The organism is Salipiger mucosus DSM 16094 (assembly GCF_000442255.1).
Lineage (GTDB): Bacteria > Pseudomonadota > Alphaproteobacteria > Rhodobacterales > Rhodobacteraceae > Salipiger > Salipiger mucosus.
On record NZ_KE557289.1, the window covers coordinates 43660 to 63311 of the forward strand.

The following is a 19652-nucleotide window of genomic DNA, read 5'->3' on the forward strand; positions in this document are numbered from 1 at the left end:
TGTCAGCGTCTCTCTCGGAAGCCGTCGCGCAGGGCCGGCCGCGCGACGTCAGCCCAGGCCGTAGAACGCCACCGCGTTGGTGTGGAAGATCCGTTCGAGATCCTCCGGGCCGTAGATCTCTCCCAGCAGGGTTCGGGCGAGGTCGACGACCTCTGCATGGCTGGCAGCGAGCGTGCAGACCGGCCAGTCGGTGCCGAAGACCAGCCGCTCGGGGCCGAAGAGCCGCGCCGCGTGCTGCACGAAGGGGCGGATCCGGTCGGCGGACCAGTCGGTACCGGCCTCGGTGACCATGCCGGAGATCTTGCACATGAGCCGCGGGTGCGCGGCAAGGCGGGCCATGTCCTGACCCCATTGGCCCAGTTCGTCCGTCATCATGTCGGGCTTCGACAGGTGATCGACGATGCCGCGCAGGTCCGGTGCCCTGCCGAGCGAATCGAGCATTGCGGGCAGATGCCGGGGGAAGGTCAGGATGTCGAACGGGATGTCCCGCCGCGCGGTCTCCTGCAGCGCGGCCAGGAAGGCGGGGCTTTCGATCAGTGCCGGGTCGTGTTCCTGCAGCATCGGCCGAAGGCCCAGCCATCCAGGCCGAGTGGTGTAGTGATCGAGCCGCGCAGCGAAATCGGGCGCGGTCATGTCCAGCCAACCGATCACGCCGGCGACGAAGTCGGTCCGCGCGGCGAGGTCGAGCAGGAAGTCGGTCTCGGCTTCGGTCTCGGCCGCCTGGATCACGACCGTGCGGGAGATCCCGGCCGCGGCGTTCAGCGGGGCGAGGTCCTCGGGGCCGAAGTCGCGCAGCAGCGGCGTCAGGTCCGGTGTCATCCAGCCGTAGTCGCCGCGCTCCACATCCCAGAAGTGGTGATGGGCGTCGATGATCGTCATTTGCGCAGCACCCCCTTCTTGAGGATCAGGTTGGCGTAGAGCCGCCGTTCACCGGTGGCGACCACGGCGTAGGCCTGGCAGGCCCGGTCGTAGAAGGCGAAGCGGTCGATCTCCTCGACCTGCACGGGCGCGCCGGCGGCTGTTTCCAGTACCTGGTCGAAATCGTCGTAAATCTCGGGGCGGCCGTCGGGAGAGGCCATCGCGGCTGCCGGAGCGTCGACGAAATCGTCGAGAGGCAGGAGCGAGAGGATCGCCTCGGCGGCGCGGTCGGCCGCGATTCCGGGCAGGCGGACCAGCCGCTGTGCCACCGTGGCGGCGGGAAAGTTGGCGTCGGTCAGAACGATCTCGTCGCCGTGACCCATGTCGCGCAGTATGGCGAGAAGGTCTCCGGTCAGGATCGGGTCGATTGTCTTGAGCATGATGTCCTCAGGCGGCTTCGGCGTTGGCAAGCGCGGTGTCGAGATCGGACCACAGGCTGTCGGGCAGGTTCTGGCCGAACCAGTCGACATTCTGCTGCAGCTGTTCGGCGGTCTTGGCGCCGATCACCACGCTGGTGACGGCGGGGTGTCGGATCGGAAAACGGATCGCGGCGGCGGCCAACGGCACCCTATGGTCGTCGCAGACGCCGCGCAGCGCCTCGACCCGTGCCACGACTTCGGCCGGGGCATCGGCGTAGTTGAACTTGCGCCGTCCGCCCTTCGGCGCCGCGAGGATGCCGGAGTTGTAGACGCCGCCGAGCGCCAGCGCGACGCCCCGTTTCTGCGCGAGCGGGAGAAAGGTTTCCTCGGCATCGCGGTCCAGCAGCGAGTAGCGGCCGGCCAGCATGCAGCAGTCGAGGTCGGTCTCCTCGAGTGCGTCGCGGATCACTTCCCACTCGTTGACGCCGAGGCCGAAGCCCTTGATGTCCCCGGCGCCCTTCAGTTCCTGCAGCGCGCGGAAGCCGCCGCCGCGGGTCAGCGCCTCCCAGTGGCGGGCGTTGGCGTCGCCGTGGGTGACGGGACCGATGTCATGGACGTAGAGCAGGTCGATGTCGCGCAGGCCCAGCCGTTGCTGGCTGTCGTCGTAGCTGCGCATGATCGCGTCGTAGGAGTAGTCGAAGACCTCGCGGAAGGGCAGGGCGTTGTGAAAGCCCGGGTCCAGAGGATTCTTCGGCGGTTCGGGCGGCAGTTGACGTCCGGCGCGGCTGTTGGTCATCAGGCGACCGACCTTAGTCGAAAGCGCGTAGGGCTCGTGCTTTTCCCGCAGGACGTGGCCCAGGAGGTGTTCCGACCGGGTGAGCCCGTACATCGGCGCCGTGTCGAAGTAGCGGATGCCGAGGTCCCAGGCCCGTTCCAGCATGGCCAGCGCCTGCTCGCGCGGGACGTCGGCGTAGAGCCCGCCCAGCGGGGCGGTGCCGACGCCGAGCGCGGTGAGCGAGAGGCCGGTGTCCGAGACCGGGCGAGGGGTCGAGGCGGTGATGGTCATGGAGATGTCCTTCAGGCCGTTTTGCGTTTGTGGGTGCGGGTGCGAGCGTAGACGACCAGCCCGACGCCCACGAGAAGCAGCGACCCGCGCACGATCTGGCGCTGGCTGTCGGTCCAGCCCAGCAGGGCGGCGCCGTTCAGCAGGCCGGTGAGAAAGATCACCGCTGCCAGCGTGCCGATCACGTTGGGTTTGCCGAACTTGAGGGCCATGCCGCCCAGCAGCACCGCGGTCAGCCCGTCGAGGAAATACGAGGTGCCGAGGTAGGGCTGTCCCGAAGACAGGTTTGCCGCCAGCAGGATGCCCGCAACGGCCGAGACCACACCCGACAGCACGTAGAGCATGAACATCAGTCGGTTGACGGGCACGCCGGCTTCCTCGACGGCGGCGCGGTTCTGCTCCAACGCGTAGACGTAGCGACCGAAGGTCAGCTTTTCCTGCATGAACCAGGCCACGACATAGATCGCCGCCACGATGACTGCCAGCAGGGGCAGGACGCCGACGCGCATATCGAGCAATGCGCCGACATAGCCTGTGGTGGACAGCGATATCGAGGTGCCGAGGCCGATCGCCGCGGCGATCGAGGCGGCCAGCGCGCCCGAGGCGATGGTAATGACCAGCGCGGGCAGGCGCAGGCCGGCCACGAGCGTGGCGTTCAGAAGCCCGAAGAGCACGCCGATGCCGAGTCCGCCCAGAGTGGCCAGTGGCCAGTCTGCGCCGCCCGAGACGAGGCCCGCGACGGTCATGTTCGACAGCGCGGCGACCGACATGAACGAGACGTCGATCTCGCCCGCCGCGACGATCCAGGTCAGCCCGAGGAACATCAGGGCGGCGATGGACGCGGACATCAGCATGCCGTGGATGTTGCCGGGGGCGATGAAGGTGGGGCGCAGCACCGCGAAGACCACGAAGACCGCGATGACGAGGCCGAAGAAGCCGTAGCGCATGAGTGCTTGGCCGGGCTGCAGCCCCTGGCGTGCCGGCGCACGACGGGCGGCGCTTGCGGTGGGGACGGATTGCTGGGTCACGTCGGTCATGCCAGTTTCTCCTTGCGGGCCGGGATGAGCCGGCGCAGCGCGCCGGAGATGCGCGGATCGAAGCAGGTGATCGCGAGGATCAGGACCGTGCTGACGATGGCATCGGAGTAGTAGTAGGGGATGGCGAGCAGTGTGAAGCCGTTGAGCATCAGTGACATCAGCATGGTGCCGGCGAGCGTCGCCAGGACCGACGGCCGCCCGAAGAGCGCCGCACCGAGGTAGACCGCCGCGAAGGCCGGCATCAGGAGCTGCGTTCCCGCCGACACGTTGGCCGCGCCGGAGGAGGCCACGAGCAGCACCACTGACAGGCAGGCGCAGAGTCCGCAGAGTGCAAAGGCCGCGACCACCATGGCGTTGACGGGGACGCCGGAATACCAGGCCGCGGTCTCGTTCTCGCCGGTGGCGTAGAAGGCGCGACCGAAGCGCGAGGCGTTGAGGATCAGGATCCCGATCAACGCCGCGCCCAGCAGAATGGCGAAGGGTCGGTCGAGCCCAAGGAATCGCCCGTCGTTGATGTCCAGCAGCCCGGACATGAAGAAGTTGCGGCTGATCGAGGTGCCGTTCGAGTAGAAGTAGCTGAACCCGATGGCGAGCCCGCCGGTGGCGATGGTTGTCACGATATCGGGTAGCTTGAAACGGGCCACGGCGATCCCGTTGAAGATTCCGAACAACAGCCCGACGGCCAAGCCGCCGCTGATGGCCATCCACAACGGCTGGCCGCCGGCGATGAGCCAGCCCATGGTCATCGCCCCAAAGGAGGCGACGCCGGGAAAGCTCAGGTCGAAATGGCGCACGACGATGACGAAAGTGAGCCCGAGCGCGGCGACCCCGTTCACCGACATGTGGCGCATCAGGGCGCGGATGTTGCCGGTCGACAGGAACGCGGGGTTCTGGCTCCAGAACAACCCCGCGATGATGGCGACGATGGCCCCGAAGGCCAAGATGCGGATGAATAGCGTATTCGTGGTCATCAGACGGCCTCTCCCATGATGCCGGCATGCAGCAGGTGGTCCCGGGTGATCTCGCGCGATGGGGCGCCGATGGGCGCGCCCTTGTAGAGCGCGACGGTTCTGTCCGCGACGCCGAAGACCTCGTCACAGTCCGACGAGATGACGATCACCGCGGCGCGGTCGGAGAGCTCGCGCATCAGCGTGTAGATCTTGGCCCGCGCGCCGATGTCCACGCCGACGGTGGGCTCGACGAAGATGTAGACATCGGCCTCGCGGTATAGGCCCTTGGCGATGACCACCTTCTGCTGGTTGCCCCCCGAGTAGCCGCGCAGCGGCCGGTCAAGCTTGCGCGGTTGCAGGTCGACGCGCTCGGCCAGCGCGCCGGAGTCGCGGCGGTTGCGGCCGAACCGCATGAACCCGCCCAAGGATGCGCGGCCGAGGTTGGCGACGGTGGTGTTGAAGATGACGTTCTCGTCCATCGAAAGGCCCTCGGTCCGGCGGTCGCCCGGCACGAGGAAGATGCCCGCCTTGAGTGCCTGGGCGGGTGAGCGGAAGCGCACCCGGCGGCCGTTCAGGTGCAACTCGCCGGAGTCCGGGCGCAGGACGCCGAAGAGCGCCTTGGACAGCTCGTCGACCCCCGAGCCCACCAGTCCGAAGATGCCCAGGATTTCTCCCTTGCGAGCGGAGAAGCTCACGTCCTCGAATTCACCCTGACGGGAGAGGTCGCGCGCCTCGAAGACCACCTCGCCGTCGACGCGGTCCGAGCGCGGCGGAAAGATGTCCCCGGCGACGCTGTCGAGCATCAGGTTCGGAATCGAGATGCCCTCGCGCTGCGCCTCGGCGACGCCGTGCGTGGCCACGCGCCGGCCGCCCCGGAAGACGGTGAACCGGTCGGCGATCTCGAACACCTCGTCGAGGTGGTGGGTGATGTAGATGATTGCGAGACCCTGGGCCTTCAGCGTCTGCATCATCTCGAAGAGAGACTCCTTCTCGCGCTCCGTCAGGGTCGAGGTGGGTTCGTCGAGGATGAGGATACGCGCATTCTCGAGCCGCAGCGCGTGCAGGATGGCGACGATCTCGCGGTCCACCGCGGGCATGTCGTCGACGGCTCGGTCGAGATCGACGTCGATTGGGAACCGCTCGAGCAGGGCTGCGGCGCGGCGCCGGATGTCCTGCCCGTTCACGGGCGAGAACAGCCCGCTGCGCCTGTGTTCCTGCCCGAGAAAGATGTTCTCGGCGCCAGTCAGATCGCCCACCAGTTCGGGGTGCTGCTGTACCACGGCGATGCCCGCCTCGATCGCCGCGCGCGGCGAGCCGAGAGCAAACTCCTCGCCGTCGATGCGGATGCTGCCGGCGTCCTTGGAATAGACCCCCGAGAGGATCTTGATCAGGGTGGATTTCCCGGCCCCGTTCACCCCCAGAAGCGCATGGATCTCTCCGGCTTCGAGTTCGAAATCAACGTCGTTCAGGGCGCGTACATCCCCGAACCGCTTGTCGATACCGCGCATGGCGAGAAAGCTCTCGGCGCCCATCGTCTCCTCCCTCCGTGTTGTCGTGCCGGTCGCCCGGCCCCGTTCCGGGACGGCGGCTCCTCTGCCGCCGCCCCGGCTGGGTCGTCATGCCGTGGCGCTCAGAGCACCCGGTTCCAGCCAAGCTTGGCGGCCTCGCCCGGCTGGTCGTAGGTGTCGGGCATCTGGTCCATGCCCTCGAGGCTATCCTGCGTCACCGCATACGCCGGCGTGATGACGAACCGCGGCGCCTGGCGGCCCTGGGCGACCTCGACCGCGTAGAAGGCGTTCATGTAGGCCATCTCGTAGAAGCTCTGCGCCATGGTGATCTTGAACGGCGAGCCGGCGGCGATGTACTCGAAGCTCTGCTGTCCGCCGTCGATGCCGGTGATCATCACGTCGCGGCCCGCCGCGCGGATCGCGAGTGTGCCTTCCGACGCGGCGCCGTCCCAGGCGCACCAGATCGCGTCGAGCTCGGGGTTGGCGGTCAGGATCTGGTCGACCACCTGGCGCGGGGTCGTCGAGCCGCCGAGCGCGAAGGCGATTTCCGAGACGATCTCGATGTCGGGGTGCCGAGTGAATACCGATTTCGCGCCGAGCGTCCGCTGGTCCCAGCTTTCGTTCGAGGGCAGCGAGACGAGCGCGACTTTGCCCTTGCCGCCCAGCTTCTCGACGATGAACTCGGCCGGGTAGGCGCCGAGGCCGAAGTTGTTGGACATCGCGGTCGAGGTCACCGTGGTGTTCGGAACGTAGCTGTCGCCGATGAAGATCGGAATGCCCGAGGCCACCGCTTCTTGCACCGCCGGAGAGATCGCCGCCGCGTCGGCGGGGGTGATGAAGATCGCCGTAGGCTTCGATTCAACGAAGGCGAGGATCTGGTCGGCCTGCTTCTTGATGTCGTAGTTGGCGTCGGCGATGGTCAACTCGCCGCCCAGCTTCTCAACCGCGTCCTTGTAACCGTTCACGATGTGGCGGCCAGATTCCCAAACCGTCCAGCCCAGAGAGGCTGCAAACTTCATGTCCGAGTTCTGCGCCCAGGCGTAATCGGGCCGCAGCATCGTGGCGGCAACGGTCGCGGCGGCGCCGGCGCTGAGCAGGCCGCGGCGGGTCAGCTGCACGCCGCCGTGTTGCGAAAACCAGCTCGGGGGTCTTGTGTTCGTTGTCCATGATAGATCCTCCCTTCGGGCGCAGGGGCCCGTTGTTGCCCCGTTCGGGGCCGTTGAGCGGGCGCCCCTCCTCGTGGGCGCCCGGGTTCAGGGGTGGCGTCAGGCCGACTCCCTCAGAATGTCGAGATATTCCTGCTGCGTGGCGACGCGCGGGTTGGTCGCGTGGCAGTGGTCCTTGAGCGCCGCCTGCGAGACCTCCTCCATCATCGTTTCGGTCACGCCCATCTCGGCCAGGCCCGATGGCATGCCGAGCCGCGCGTTCAGCGCCGCGCAACGCTCGGCCGGATCGCCGCCGAAGCGGTCGGTCAGCACGTCCCACTTGGCGCCGATGGCCTCGCGGTTGAAGCGCAGCACTGCCGGCATCAGGACCGCGTTCAATGTGCCGTGGTGCAGGTTCAGCTCGCGGATTGCGCCCAGCGGGTGGGTCAGCGCGTGCACCGCGCCCAGGCCCTTCTGGAAGGCCATGGCGCCTTCCAGCGCGCAGATCATCATGTCGCAACGCGCGGCGACGTCCTGTCCGTCGGTCGTGGCCGCCTCGATGGCGCGCAGTCCGCAGTCGAGGCCATGCAGGGCGATCGCCTCGGCCGGCGGATTGAAGGCCGGTGCCATGTAGGTCTCGAGGCAGTGCGAGATCGCGTCCATCCCGGTCGCCGCCGTTAGCATCGGCGGCAGGCCGTAGGTCAGCTCCGGATCGCAGAGGGCCACTGTGGGAAGGTTGTGCGGCGACAGGATGCCCAGCTTGCGCCCTTCTGCGGTGATGATGACCGAGGCGCGACCGACCTCCGAGCCGGTGCCCGACGTGGTCGGCACCGCGATCATCGGGCAGATGTCGCCGTGGATGCGCGCGACACCGCCGTTGACGGCCGCGTACTGGTCCAGCGGGGGCGGATGCCCGGTCAGGATGCGGACGGCCTTGGCGAGATCCAGCGACGAGCCGCCGCCGATGCCCACGATCCCGTCGCAACCCTCAGCCTTGTAGACCTCCCAGGCCTCGAGGACAGCGTCCTCGGTGGGGTTGGCGGGTGTGCCGTCGAAGATCGCGAATTGCGGCAATCCTGCAGTCGCCTTGTCGACCAGGCCGGTTGCGACGAGCCCCTTGTCGGTGGCGATGAGCGGCCGCGACACCCCGATCTGCGCGAGCAGGTCGGGCAGATCGGCGACCCGGCCCTCTCCGAACTCGATCCGCGTCAGGTAGGAAATGGCGCCCGACACGCGGCCGCGCCCCTCAGTTGCGGGGGTGCTGCGAATGTTCATCTTGTCCTCCCGTTTCGCTTTTTCCAGCCGAGTGATCCAGCCGGGGATGCCTAGTCTCGACCGGCCATCCGATATACTAGTTACCCTGCAACCAATATATGAGTCTGTCAACCTCAGAAGTTTGGTATTTACTTTTTACATTATTATAAGGATGATAATCGAAGAATGGAGGATGGCACATGGCGAACAGGCAGCCCCAGAAAGCCGATCAGATATATGAGATGCTGCGCCGCGCGATCGTGATGCTGGAGATGAAGCCCGGCTCCCCAGTCGCCGAAAAAGAGATCTGCTCGGTCTACAACGTGTCCCGGACGCCGGTGCGCGAAGCGGTCCAGAAGCTGGCTGAGGAAGGGCTGGTGAACGTGATTCCGCATTCCGGCACCTACGTCAGCCAGATCTCCTTTGCCGGTGCCGAGGAGGGTTTCGTGATTCGTCGGTCACTCGAGGTCGAGGGCGTCCGCCGGGCCGCGAGCCGCGCCACGAGCGAGGCGGAGGCGCTCAAGAACCTCGACGACATCACCGTGAACATGACCCGGATCCTCGAGCAGGGGCAGCACGACACATACATCGACGCCGACGACGCGCTGCACAGCACCGTCGCAAAGATGAGCGGCATGACCCGACTGTGGAAGTTCATCTCGATGGCCAAGGTCGACCTGGACCGGATGCGCCAGCTGTCGGCACCGGTGCCGGGGCATCTCGAGCGGGTGACCGAACAGCACATCCAGATCGTCGAGGCGATCCGGCGCGGCAGCCCCGACCAGGCGGAACTGGCCATGCGAATTCACCTGGATTCCTCCTTCGAGGTCATGTCGAGCCTGATCCGCGGCGCGAGGGGAATATTTGTTGAGGAGACCGACCGATGAGCGCAAGGGACAACTACGTGTCGCCGCTGATCCGGCTGAATGCGGATGACAATGTGGCCGTCGCCCGTGCGCGCATCGACCCGCAGGAGTTCGGCGAGGTCGACGGCATCGCCCCGCTGGCGCCGATCCCGCGCGGCCACAAGATGGCCCTGCGCGCCATCTCCGAGGGCGAAGCCGTGGTGAAATACGGGCAGGTCATAGGATTCGCGACGCAGGGCATCGCGGCCGGAGAGCACGTGCACCTGCAGAACATGGGCATCGGCGAGTTCATGCGCGACCATGCCTTCTGCACCGACGCACGAGCACTACCCCCGATCGAGCAACAGGCGCAGTTCATGGGCTATCGCCGTGCGGACGGGCGGGTCGGCACGCGAAACTACATCGTCGTGCTGTCCTCTGTGAACTGCTCGGCCACCGTGTCGCGCGCCGTCGCGGCGCATTTCACGCCCGAGGTGATGCAGCGCTATCCCGGCGTGGACGGGGTCATCGGACTGACCCACGGCGGCGGCTGCGCCTTCAACACGCAGACCGAAGGCTACGACTACCTGACACGCACCATCGCGGGTTACGCCACGCATCCAAACGTCGGCGGCGTGCTGATGATCGGCCTGGGCTGCGAGACCAACCAGATCCCCGCCCTGCTCGAGCGCGAAGGCCTGGCCGAGGGCGACCGTCTGCGCACGATGACGATCCAGGCCGTGGGCGGCACGCGCCGTACGCTCGAGGCCGGCATCCGCGCGGTCGAGGAGATGATGCCCGGTGTCGGCGCGGCGCGGCGCGAGCCGGTTCCGGCCTCGGGGCTGACCCTCGCGCTGGAGTGCGGCGGCTCGGACGGGTACTCGGGCATCTCGGCGAATCCGGGCCTTGGCCACGCGGCGGACCTGTTGATCCGCCACGGCGGCACGGTGATCCTTGCCGAGACGCCGGAGATCTACGGCGCAGAACACCTGCTGACCCGCCGCGCCGCGCGGCCCGAGGTGGCCGAGAAGCTGCTCGAACGCATCGAGTGGTGGCGCGACTATACCGCCCGCAACCGCGCCGAGATGGACAACAACCCCAGCCACGGCAACAAGCAGGGTGGGCTGACCACCATTCTCGAGAAATCGCTGGGTGCCGTGGCCAAGGGTGGCTCGGGTACGCTCGAGGCGGTCTACGAATACGCCGAGAAGGTGACCGCCCGGGGCCTCGTCTTCATGGATACCCCCGGATACGACCCCGTGGCCGTCACGGGCCAGGTGGCCGGAGGGGCGAATATCATCGCCTTCACGACCGGGCGGGGCTCTGTCTCGGGGTTCAAGCCGGCGCCCTCTCTCAAACTGGCCACCAATTCCGAGATGTATCGTCACATGAGCGAGGACATGGACCTCGACTGCGGCACCGTGGTCTCGGGCGAAGAAAGCATCGAGGAGTTGGGCGAACGGATCTTTCGCACGATGCTCGAGACGGCCTCGGGGGAGGAGACGGTCAGCGAGGCGCTCGGCTACGGCGACAATGAGTTCGTCCCCTGGCAGGTCGGCGCGATCATGTAACTTACCCGCCGCCGGCGGGGGCCGGCGGACCGAAGCAGGAGGAGGCTCCGGAATGGACATGACAGATAAATTCTACGACGTGGTGATCGTCGGTGCCGGGGTCGGAGGCGGCGCCATGGCCAACCGGCTGGCGGCCACCGGCGCGCGCGTGCTGGTGATCGAACGCGGCACCTATCTGCCGCGCGAGGCCGACAACTGGTCGGTGAAGGCAGTCTTTCACGACAAGAAGTACACCACCGCCGAAACCTGGCGCGACCGCACGGGCAAGGCATTCAACCCCTCGACCTTCTACTACGTGGGCGGAAATTCGAAGTTCTTCGGCGCTGCTACAGTACGTTTCCGCAAGGAGGATTTCGAGGATCTCGAGCACGAGGACGGCGTGGCCCCGGCTTGGCCCGTGAGCTACGACGAGTTCGCGCCCTACTACGACGAGGCCGAGCGCCTGATGGGCACCCACGGCACCGCCGGCGAGGACCCCATCGAGCCGCCGCGCTCGGGCCCCTTTCCGCATCCCGCTATCGGGCACGAACCGGAAATCCAGGCCATCGCCGACAAGCTGCGCGTCAAAGGCCTGCGCCCCTTCTCGCTGCCGATCGCCATCGACCGGCACGAGGGCGGTGCCTGCATCCGCTGTGCCACTTGCGACGGCTTCGCCTGCAAGCTCGGCGCCAAGAACGACGCCGAGGTGCGGCTCGTGGGCCCCGCCCTGAAGACCGGGCTTGTGGACCTCGTGCTCGAGACCAAGGCGCTGCGGTTCCTGACCGACACCACCGGCCGCAAGGTGACCGGCATCGAGGTCGAGCAGGACGGACACCGCCGAACGATCAACGGCGACCTGTTCATTTCCGCCGCCGGTGCGATCAACTCGGCAGCGCTGCTGCTGCGCTCGGCCAATGACGCGCACCCCAACGGGCTGGGCAACAACAGCTCGGACCAGCTCGGGCGCAACTATATGGCGCACAACAACACCGCGATGATGGCGGTGAACCCGTTCCGCAAGAACGGGGTGACCTTCCAGAAATCCCTAGCGATCAATGACTTCTACTTCGCCAACGACGTGAAGCCCTATCCGTTGGGCAACGTACAGGGACTTGGCAAATTGCAGGGCGGCATGCTGACGGCCAGCGTGCCCTTCATCCCCGAGTGGCTGATGGACCGCTTCGCCGAGCGCTCCGTCGACTGGTGGCTGATGTCCGAGGATCTGCCCGATCCGGAAAACCGCATCACGCTGGACAGCGACGGCACGATCCGGGTGAACTACACGGCCAACAACCTCAAGGCGCACCGCGAACTGGTCAAGCACTGGTCGCGCGTCATGCGTTCGCTGGGCTACCCGATCGTGCTCACGCAGAAGATGGATATCACCGTCTCTATGCACCAGTGCGGCACGGCCCGGTTCGGCGACGACCCTGCGACCTCGGTGCTGGATACGAACTGCAAGGCTTGGGACCTCGACAACCTCTACGTGGTCGACGCGTCCTTCCTGCCAAGCTCCACCGGGTTCAACCCGTCGCTGACCATCGTCGCGCAAGCAATCCGAACGGCCGAACACATCGCGGCAAACGTGCTCCGGGCCGAGAAGGTGGCCTGAGCCGAACACGACCACAGGGAGGATTTCATGAACAATGTGACAACCGGGGGTCTGTTCGACCTGACCGGACAGGTGGCGCTCGTCACCGGGGCATCGCGCGGTATCGGCCGCGAACTGGCACTCGGCCTTGCGGGGCAGGGGGCGGACGTGGTGGTGAACTACGCCTCCGCCGCCGATCGCGCGCAGGCCGTCGTGGCCGAGATCGAGGCGCTGGGGCGCCGCGCGGTGGCCATCAAGGCGGATGTTTCAAAAGAAGATGACGCGGCGCGGCTGGTTGCCGAGGCGGTCGAACAACTGGGGCGCGTCGACATCCTGGTGAACAACGCCGGCATCGTCCTGCCCAGCAATGCCGAGGACCAGGACTTCGCTGACTGGCGGCGCACCATGGAGGTCAACCTCGACGGTGTCTTCCTTGTCAGCCAGGCCTGCGGGCGGCACATGATCGCCGCAGGTGGCGGTTCGATCATTTCGGTGGGCTCAATGTCGGGGAGGATCGTGAACTGGCCCTTCCGGCATGCCGCCTACAACGTTTCAAAGGCCGGGGTGCACATGCTGACCAAGGCGCTCGCGACCGAGTGGGCGGAACACGGCATCCGGGTCAATGCCATCGCGCCCGGCTACATCCGCACCGAGCTGACCGACGAGGTGCTCAAGGAGCACCCGGACGTGGTGCGCGACCACTGGGCCAAGGGAGCGGTGCAGAACCGCATCGGCGAGACGCGCGAGCTGGTCTCGGCCTGCGTCTACCTCGCGGCCGGCAGTTCGAGCTTCACGACCGGGGAAATCATCACGGTCGACGGCGGCCTGACGCTGCGCTGAGGGAGGAGAACCATGGCAAACGACATGAGCAACGAGATCGCGGCCACTGCCGAGGTACCTGACAAGCGCCACGGGCTTACGCGCGGCTACGGCGGTCCGCTCCGCTACATCCAGGGCCCCTGCGTGCTTGACGACATCGGGAGTTACGCCGCCGACCTGTCCACTACAGCGCTCGTCCTGATGGACGGCTTCGTGGAGGATACCTACGGCGAGCGGATCACCGGGGCGCTCGAGACGGCGGGCGTATCGGTCACCGCGCTGCGCTTCGGCGGCGAGTCCACCGACGCCGAAGTCGACCGCTGCACCGAAGCGGCCCGCGCCGCCGGTGCCGGCCTGGTGATAGGGGTCGGTGGCGGCAAGACGCTGGACACCGGCAAGCTGACCGCGCGCAACGCCGGCGCACGGATCATGACGGTGCCGACCATCGCTTCGACAGACAGCCCGACCAGCGCCATCGGCGTGATCTACACCGAGGAGGGCGTATATGTCCGCGTCGAGCAGAGCCCGCGCAACCCCGACGTCGTTTTGGTCGACAGCGAGGTCATCCTGAAGGCCCCGGTCCGCTTTCTGGCCGCCGGCATGGGGGACGCGCTCTCCACCTGGTACGAGGCGCGCTCGAATTTCGACAGCCAGTCGAAGAACTACGTGGCGGGCGGCTATGCGCCATCCGTCGCGGGCGCCCAGATCGCGCGGGCCTGCCACGAGACGCTGATGCGTGACGGGCTCGCGGCCTACGACGCGGCCCGGGCCGGGTGTCTGACGCAGGCGGTCGAGAACATCATCGAAGCCAATACCCTGCTGTCCGGCCTGGGCTTCGAGAACTGCGGCGTCTCGGCCGCGCACGGCGTGCACGACGCGCTGACCGTACTCGAGCCCACGCATGACTTCATGCACGGCGAGAAGGTCGCTTTCGGCATCGTCTGCCTGCTGGTGCTGGAAAACCGCCCGCCGGAGGACCTCGAAGAGGCCGTGCGCTTCTGCCACGACATCGGATTGCCCATAACGCTTGCTGACCTGGGTCTGTCCGCCGTGAGTGACGCGGACCTTCTGAAAGTCGGGGAGGCCGCAATGGACCCCGCATCGGTCATCCACTCGGTGCCGGTGCCACTCACGGCGCGAAAAGTGGCCGACGCGATACGCGCGGCCGACATGATCGCGAAGCGGATCACCGGGCGCTGAGCCGCTGTCTCCGGCCGGAAACGGCCGGGGACGTCACGTCCGGCCGCGAGGACACGCGGGGATAAGGGAGGAAACAACATGACGATTCAGCCATCCGGCGTACCGCCGGCGGGCACATCGGCGCTCGCCTCCGGCACAGCGCTTTCGGTGCGCGGCATTTCGAAATCCTTTGGCCCGGTTCAGGCTTTGCGGGAGGTGCGGCTTGACCTGAGGCCGGGCCGCGTCCACGCCCTAATGGGCGAAAACGGGGCGGGGAAATCCACGCTGGTCAAGGTGTTGGCCGGGATGCACCTACCGACGTCGGGACAGATCCTTGCTGGCGGGAAGGAAGTCCGTTTCGACTCTCCGCGTGACGCGACCGCCGCGGGCGTAGCCGTTGTCCACCAGGAGCTTCTGCTCTTCGGAGACCTGACGGTCGCCGAGAACATCTTCTCCGGCCATTATATCCGAACCCGGATCGGGACCGTCAACTGGGCCGCGATGCGGACCCGCGCGCGGGCGCTCTTGGCGGAACTCGACTGCCACGACATCGATGTGGAGCGGAAGGTTTCCAGCCTGTCGGTCGCGCTGCGGCAGCGGGTGGAGATCGCACGAGCGTTGAACCAGAACGCAAAGGTCCTGATCCTTGATGAACCCACGGCGGCCCTGGCCGAAAGCGATGCAGACCGGCTCCTGGAAGTCATCCTGCGCCTGCGGGGACGGGGCGTCGCGATTCTGTATGTCAGCCACCGCATGAACGAGATCTTCCGCGTCTCGGACGAGATGACGGTTCTGCGCGACGGGGAGTACGTAGACACGGTCGAGTCCGCCCGGACCGATGAGGCGGAACTTGTCTCGCTAATGGTGGGGCGGAGCATCGAGCAGGTCTTCCCCAAAGTCGAGGCGACGATCGGTGCTCCGGTGCTTGAGGCGGAAGGCATAAGTTCCGGGCCCCTGGTTCAGGGGGCTTCGCTGACCGTTCGCGCGGGAGAGATCGTGGGCCTTGCCGGGCTGGTGGGGTCGGGACGCACGGAACTCGCCCTGACGATTTTCGGGATCACGCCGGCCACGTCGGGACGCATCCGCATCGACGGGAAGGAAGTGAAGATCAACTCGCCGCGCGCAGCGCGCGATGCGGGTGTCGCCTATGTCCCCGAGGATCGCGGGCATCAGGGCCTCGTGAAGCCGATGACAATCCGCGAGAATATCTCGATGGCGGTGCTGGACCGGCTCTCGCCGGGCGGTTTCCTGAAATCCGGCAGCGAGGTTCGCATCGCCCGCGTACGGTTTTGCCCGTCTTGGTGTGCGCGCCGTCGGGTATCGAGCAAGTGGTGGGACAGCTCTCGGGAGGCAACCAGCAGAAAGTGGTCATCGCCAAGTGGCTGGAGACAAACCCCAAGCTTCTAATCCTTGATGAACCCACCCGGGGCATCGACGTGGGCGCGAAATCCGAGATCCACCGGCTAATGGGCGAAATGGCGCAGCAGGGTCTGGCGATCCTGATGATCTCTTCCGAGCTCCCCGAGGTGCTCGCCATGTCCGATCGCGTGCTCGTGGTGGCTGAAGGTCGCATCGCTGCGGAACTTTCCCGCGAAGAAGCCACGCCGGAACGGGTCGGCATGGCGATGACACGGCGCAACACGGCCTCGCAATCGGAAAGGGCATTGGCATGACCGAGATCTCCTACGATTTTCCGCAGGAGGCGCCGCGCACGAACAGGCTGCGCCGAATTCTGCGTGACTACGGACACGAACTGCTGGTGGCGCTGGCCATACTCGTGCTTCTGCTGGTGGTTGGGGCGATCAATCCACGCTTCGTCAGTGCCCGCAACATGACCTCGGTTTTCTCAGGCAACGCTTATATCGCGGTGGCGGCGATCGGGATGACCATGGTGATCGTGACCCGACAAATCGACCTGTCAGTGGGCGCGCTGATCGGTGTTCTCGCCACGATCTCGGGCACCATCGCGGTCAGCGGGGCGCCAATCTGGGTAGCCTGGGCGGCTCCGGTTGTTTGCGGGGCGCTGATCAACGCGGTGACGGGCGTTCTGGTGGCCTATGCCGGCATTCCCTCAATCGTGGTCAGTCTCGGGATGATGGCGATCCTCCAGGGTGGGCTGATATCAGTTACCGGAGGTGCGTGGATTTCCGATTTGCCGCCCGAGTTCCTGCTGGCCAAGATGACGGTTCTGGGTTTCCCCATGCCACTGGTCTGGGCGCTCGTGCTGACCATTGCGGCAGCCGCATGGATGAAGCTGGCGCCATTCGGGCGGTCGCTCTACCTCGTCGGTGGTAACGCAGAGGCTGCACGCGCAGTGGGTATTCCCGTGCGCAGGCGGATCGTGCAGGTCTTCATGATCCACGGCGCCTTCGCGGGCCTCGCGACGCTGCTGTTTGCAACGCAACTGCAGGTGATCCAGTCAACTACACCGCCCAATCTCGAGCTCCTGATCATCACCGCGTCGGTAATCGGGGGCGTGTCGATCCTGGGTGGGACCGGGACGGTGATAGGGTCAAGCTTGGCCGCGGTCCTCTTCGCCGCCATTGGCTCGGCGCTGATATTCGTCAACGTCTCAGCCTACTGGCTGCGAGCCTTCATCGGTGTGCTGATCCTTCTAACCGTGCTGGCCGATGTCATACGGCGCCACCGCGAAGTCGCGAAGGGAGCCTGAAATGCTCAAACGTCATTCACACGAAGTGGTGCTGGCAGGTCTGACGGCCTTGGCCATCGTGGTCTTGTCCCTGCAATCCGAGCAGTTCCTGACATTGGCCAACCTGCTCAACCAAGGGCGTCTGATGACCGAAGTCGCGTTGGTCGCCCTCGTCATGACGTTCGTCATCGCGAGTGGAGGGATCGATCTTTCCGTCGGCTCGATCATGGGGCTTTCGGCGATCCTGCTGGGCACCTTTTGGCAAAAGATGGGCATCCCTCTGCCGCTGGCGATGGTGCTGACGCTGGGGGTCGGCACGCTCTGCGGCCTGTTCAACGGTTTCATTATTGTGCGCTTCGGCATGCCGCCGCTGATCGCAACACTGGGCACGCTGGCGCTCTACCGCGGGCTGGCCGAGGGCATCAGCCAGGCCCGGTCGGTGCGCGGCTGGCCGGAGTGGTTTCAACAACTGGGGCAGGGCGCCTGGGCCGGACTGCCGGTGCAGGTCTGGATCTTGCTAGCGGCGCTGCTGATCTCCGGGGCGATCCTCGGCTACACCCGCTGGGGTCGAACCGTATACGCCATCGGCGCAAGCGAAACCGCAGCGCGCTTCGCTGGGCTGTCGGTCGGCCGAACAAAAATGACGATCTATGCAGTTTCGGGCCTCGCCTCGTCCCTCGCTGGCATGATCTTCGTCGCGCGCGTGTCGACCACCCGATCCGACATGGGAACCGGGCTGGAACTGGACGTAATCACCGCCGTCGTACTGGGCGGCACCAGCATTTTCGGCGGCAAAGGCACGATCGTGGGAACAGCGCTGGGTCTAATCCTCGTCCAGGTGCTCGAGAACGGCCTATTGCTGGCCGGCGTGAAGGGGGACGGTACCATCGTCCTGATTGGCATGGTCCTGATCGGCACGCTTCTCGTCAGCGCATTCACCGAAAATCGCGCGCGGGCCTGACGGGCCGCGCGATCCATACGATCACGGGCGAGGAGGTCCGTGACGTAACAGGGGCCGTCAAGGTGCCCCGCCGCATATCGCGGACCAACCGAGGAGGAACAACCATGTCCAAAACCATTACTGGTCTCTTGGCCAGCGCCGCGCTGGCCGCCGGAAGCCTTGCCACTCCGGCCTTTGCAGAATGGACCGGCGGCGACGATCTGCCGACAAATCCCCTTTCCTGCGACGGAACGCCCCTGGAGACTGAAAGCGTCGCCTACAACGGCGGTGCGCCGAAGGACCCCAAGGCCCCCGAAGGCGAGTTGCGTGTCGTGGACGTGCCCAAGCTGGTGGGCATCGGCTATTTCAACGCGACCTCCTCCGGAGTGGCTGAAGCGGCCGGTGAAATCGAAGGCGTCAGCGCGACCACCGACGGCCCTGCGCAGGCGAACATCGACGACCAGATCACGTTGATCGATAACTACATCACCTCAGGCGTTAACGGCATTCTCTATGCCTCGAACGACCCCGTCGCCATCGCGCCGGTGCTGCGCAAGGCGCTGGATGCTGGCATTCACGTTGTGGGGTACGATAGCGACGCTGAACCGGACGCCCGCCAATGGTTCGTCAATCCCGCCCAATTCAACGGAGTCGCGAAGACGCTGATTGATGAACTTGCTCAGCAGATCGGCGAAGCGGGGGCCTTTGCCATCGTCACGTCCACATTCACCACGCCGAACCAGGCGCGCTGGATCGCGGAAATGGAGGCCTATCAAGCCAAGTGCTACCCCGAGATGGAGTGGCTGGAGACCGTAGAGGCGCAGGAGGACAACATTCTCTCCTTCAAACAGGCCACGACGCTGATCAACAAGTACGGCGAGGACATGGATGGCATCGTCGGCATGACCTCCGTCGCAACTCCGGCGGCAGCCGAGGCGACTACTCAGGCCGGGCTTTGCGGTGAAATGACGGTGATGGGACTCGCGACGCCCAACGCGATCCGTCCTTACATCAAGTCAGGCTGCATGGAGGGTGCCGTGCTTTGGAGCCCGGTCGACATGGGCTACGCCGCGATGCATGTCCTTCAGGCAGCGGCAGAAGGCCGGCTTGAACCGGGCGACACGTCGGTGGACGTGGGGCGGCTCGGCACTCTGCAGATCATCAACGGGTCGGAGGTGCTTCTTGGCGATCCGACAGTGTTCAATGCAGACAACGTGGATGATTTCGACTTCTGAACATGTGACCGCCTGGACTGATGTCTTTGGTTTCAGTCGAAAAGCGTGCAGGCAGGCCGGGTCTTCGCCCGGCCTGCGTCGCCATTGGATATGCTACGGCTTTGATGCGCAAAGGACGTTCAATGCGCGTGTTCCCTTCATCGGACGGACGTACTCGCTGGGGGCGGCGACGGGTATGACGAGTGCGGTGTAAGCACTTGACATGGCGGGCCCGATCTTCAGTTCGGCGACATCGTTCGTGTTGACGTCAGGGATTCACAGCGCCTGGCAGGCGTTATTCAGGCTGCTATCTGCGAAGGAGACTAACTTGGCGCAAGACATTATGCCGGACGACGAGTGGGCGTGCCTTGAACCGGTGTTCTTGTCGGTCCGCGCCTTGAACGGGCGCAAGCCTGGAAGCCCGAGATTGCCGAACTGCAGGTGAAGGCCGGCGCGCTGATTATGCGCGGCAGTCTGCGGCGAAAAGAAGTTGTGCTGGGCCAGAAGAACCCGGCTAGACTTAAGAGCGTCAGCACAAGGTACTCTTGAGTATCCTCGATAGGTATACTTTCCATCAGCGCGCAGAGTTTATACATAAGACGGATTACGCGATTCTTGGTTGTAGCCGGG

18 protein-coding genes are annotated in these 19652 nt (G+C 65.8%); 10 read left to right on the forward strand and 8 right to left on the reverse strand.

The window, feature by feature from the left end:
• Positions 1 to 48: 48 nt before the first annotated feature.
• The 8 genes from SALMUC_RS26400 to SALMUC_RS26435 all read right to left on the reverse strand — a co-directional run bounded on the left by SALMUC_RS26400 (position 49) and on the right by SALMUC_RS26435 (position 8255).
• A complete protein-coding gene (locus SALMUC_RS26400) occupies positions 49 to 879 on the reverse strand; it encodes an amidohydrolase family protein (protein WP_020041677.1) in 831 nt (276 codons plus the stop codon).
• Positions 876 to 1298 carry an RbsD/FucU family protein gene (locus tag SALMUC_RS26405; RefSeq protein ID WP_020041678.1) on the reverse strand — a complete coding sequence of 141 codons (423 nt, stop codon included), beginning with the start codon at positions 1296 to 1298 and terminating at the stop codon, positions 876 to 878. Before SALMUC_RS26405 ends, SALMUC_RS26400 begins: the two co-directional genes overlap by 4 nt.
• Positions 1299 to 1305: 7 nt before the next feature.
• A complete protein-coding gene (locus SALMUC_RS26410; RefSeq protein WP_020041679.1) occupies positions 1306 to 2343 on the reverse strand; it encodes an aldo/keto reductase in 1038 nt (345 codons plus the stop codon).
• A gap of 11 nt (positions 2344 to 2354) precedes the next feature.
• Positions 2355 to 3377, reverse strand: coding sequence for an ABC transporter permease (locus SALMUC_RS26415; RefSeq protein ID WP_020041680.1), 1023 nt, complete (start codon positions 3375 to 3377; stop codon positions 2355 to 2357).
• Positions 3374 to 4348 (reverse strand): ABC transporter permease, encoded by a 975-nt coding sequence (locus SALMUC_RS26420; RefSeq protein ID WP_020041681.1) that lies wholly within the window; start codon positions 4346 to 4348, stop codon positions 3374 to 3376. Before SALMUC_RS26420 ends, SALMUC_RS26415 begins: the two co-directional genes overlap by 4 nt.
• Entirely contained in the window at positions 4348 to 5859 is a 1512-nt protein-coding gene (locus SALMUC_RS26425; RefSeq protein WP_020041682.1) for a sugar ABC transporter ATP-binding protein, read from the reverse strand. Before SALMUC_RS26425 ends, SALMUC_RS26420 begins: the two co-directional genes overlap by 1 nt.
• 98 nt (positions 5860 to 5957) lie before the next feature.
• Positions 5958 to 6953, reverse strand: a complete 996-nt coding sequence (locus SALMUC_RS26430; RefSeq protein WP_021121044.1) for a sugar ABC transporter substrate-binding protein — start codon at positions 6951 to 6953, stop codon at positions 5958 to 5960.
• 147 nt (positions 6954 to 7100) lie between these two features.
• Entirely contained in the window at positions 7101 to 8255 is a 1155-nt protein-coding gene (locus SALMUC_RS26435; RefSeq protein ID WP_020041684.1) for an iron-containing alcohol dehydrogenase, read from the reverse strand.
• A gap of 179 nt (positions 8256 to 8434) precedes the next feature.
• Here SALMUC_RS26435 and SALMUC_RS26440 point away from each other — a divergent pair, with 179 nt between their 5' ends.
• The 10 genes from SALMUC_RS26440 (at position 8435) to SALMUC_RS26480 (ending at position 19043) form a co-directional block, all read left to right on the forward strand.
• Positions 8435 to 9121 carry a GntR family transcriptional regulator gene (locus tag SALMUC_RS26440; RefSeq protein ID WP_020041685.1) on the forward strand — a complete coding sequence of 229 codons (687 nt, stop codon included), beginning with the start codon at positions 8435 to 8437 and terminating at the stop codon, positions 9119 to 9121.
• On the forward strand, positions 9118 to 10650 hold the full coding sequence (locus SALMUC_RS26445) for a UxaA family hydrolase (RefSeq protein ID WP_020041686.1): 1533 nt from the start codon (positions 9118 to 9120) through the stop codon (positions 10648 to 10650). Before SALMUC_RS26440 ends, SALMUC_RS26445 begins: the two co-directional genes overlap by 4 nt.
• A 52-nt stretch (positions 10651 to 10702) precedes the next feature.
• Positions 10703 to 12241 (forward strand): GMC family oxidoreductase, encoded by a 1539-nt coding sequence (locus SALMUC_RS26450; protein WP_020041687.1) that lies wholly within the window; start codon positions 10703 to 10705, stop codon positions 12239 to 12241.
• Positions 12242 to 12268: 27 nt separating this feature from the next.
• Positions 12269 to 13060: an SDR family NAD(P)-dependent oxidoreductase gene (locus SALMUC_RS26455; protein ID WP_020041688.1), complete on the forward strand. Its 792-nt coding sequence runs from the start codon at positions 12269 to 12271 to the stop codon at positions 13058 to 13060.
• A gap of 12 nt (positions 13061 to 13072) precedes the next feature.
• A complete protein-coding gene (locus SALMUC_RS26460) occupies positions 13073 to 14239 on the forward strand; it encodes a glycerol dehydrogenase (RefSeq protein WP_020041689.1) in 1167 nt (388 codons plus the stop codon).
• A 78-nt stretch (positions 14240 to 14317) separates the two neighbouring features.
• Complete coding sequence (locus tag SALMUC_RS26465) at positions 14318 to 15625, forward strand: sugar ABC transporter ATP-binding protein (RefSeq protein WP_021121045.1); 1308 nt, start codon at positions 14318 to 14320, stop codon at positions 15623 to 15625.
• Positions 15583 to 15891 (forward strand): sugar ABC transporter ATP-binding protein, encoded by a 309-nt coding sequence (locus tag SALMUC_RS31400; RefSeq protein ID WP_021121046.1) that lies wholly within the window; start codon positions 15583 to 15585, stop codon positions 15889 to 15891. Before SALMUC_RS26465 ends, SALMUC_RS31400 begins: the two co-directional genes overlap by 43 nt.
• Entirely contained in the window at positions 15888 to 16889 is a 1002-nt protein-coding gene (locus tag SALMUC_RS26470) for an ABC transporter permease (RefSeq protein WP_020041691.1), read from the forward strand. The genes SALMUC_RS31400 and SALMUC_RS26470 overlap by 4 nt, the downstream gene beginning before the upstream one ends.
• Before the next feature lies 1 nt (position 16890).
• Complete coding sequence (locus tag SALMUC_RS26475; protein WP_020041692.1) at positions 16891 to 17829, forward strand: ABC transporter permease; 939 nt, start codon at positions 16891 to 16893, stop codon at positions 17827 to 17829.
• Positions 17830 to 17933: 104 nt separating this feature from the next.
• Positions 17934 to 19043 (forward strand): substrate-binding domain-containing protein, encoded by a 1110-nt coding sequence (locus SALMUC_RS26480; RefSeq protein ID WP_021121047.1) that lies wholly within the window; start codon positions 17934 to 17936, stop codon positions 19041 to 19043.
• The last annotated feature ends 609 nt before the right edge of the window (positions 19044 to 19652 follow it).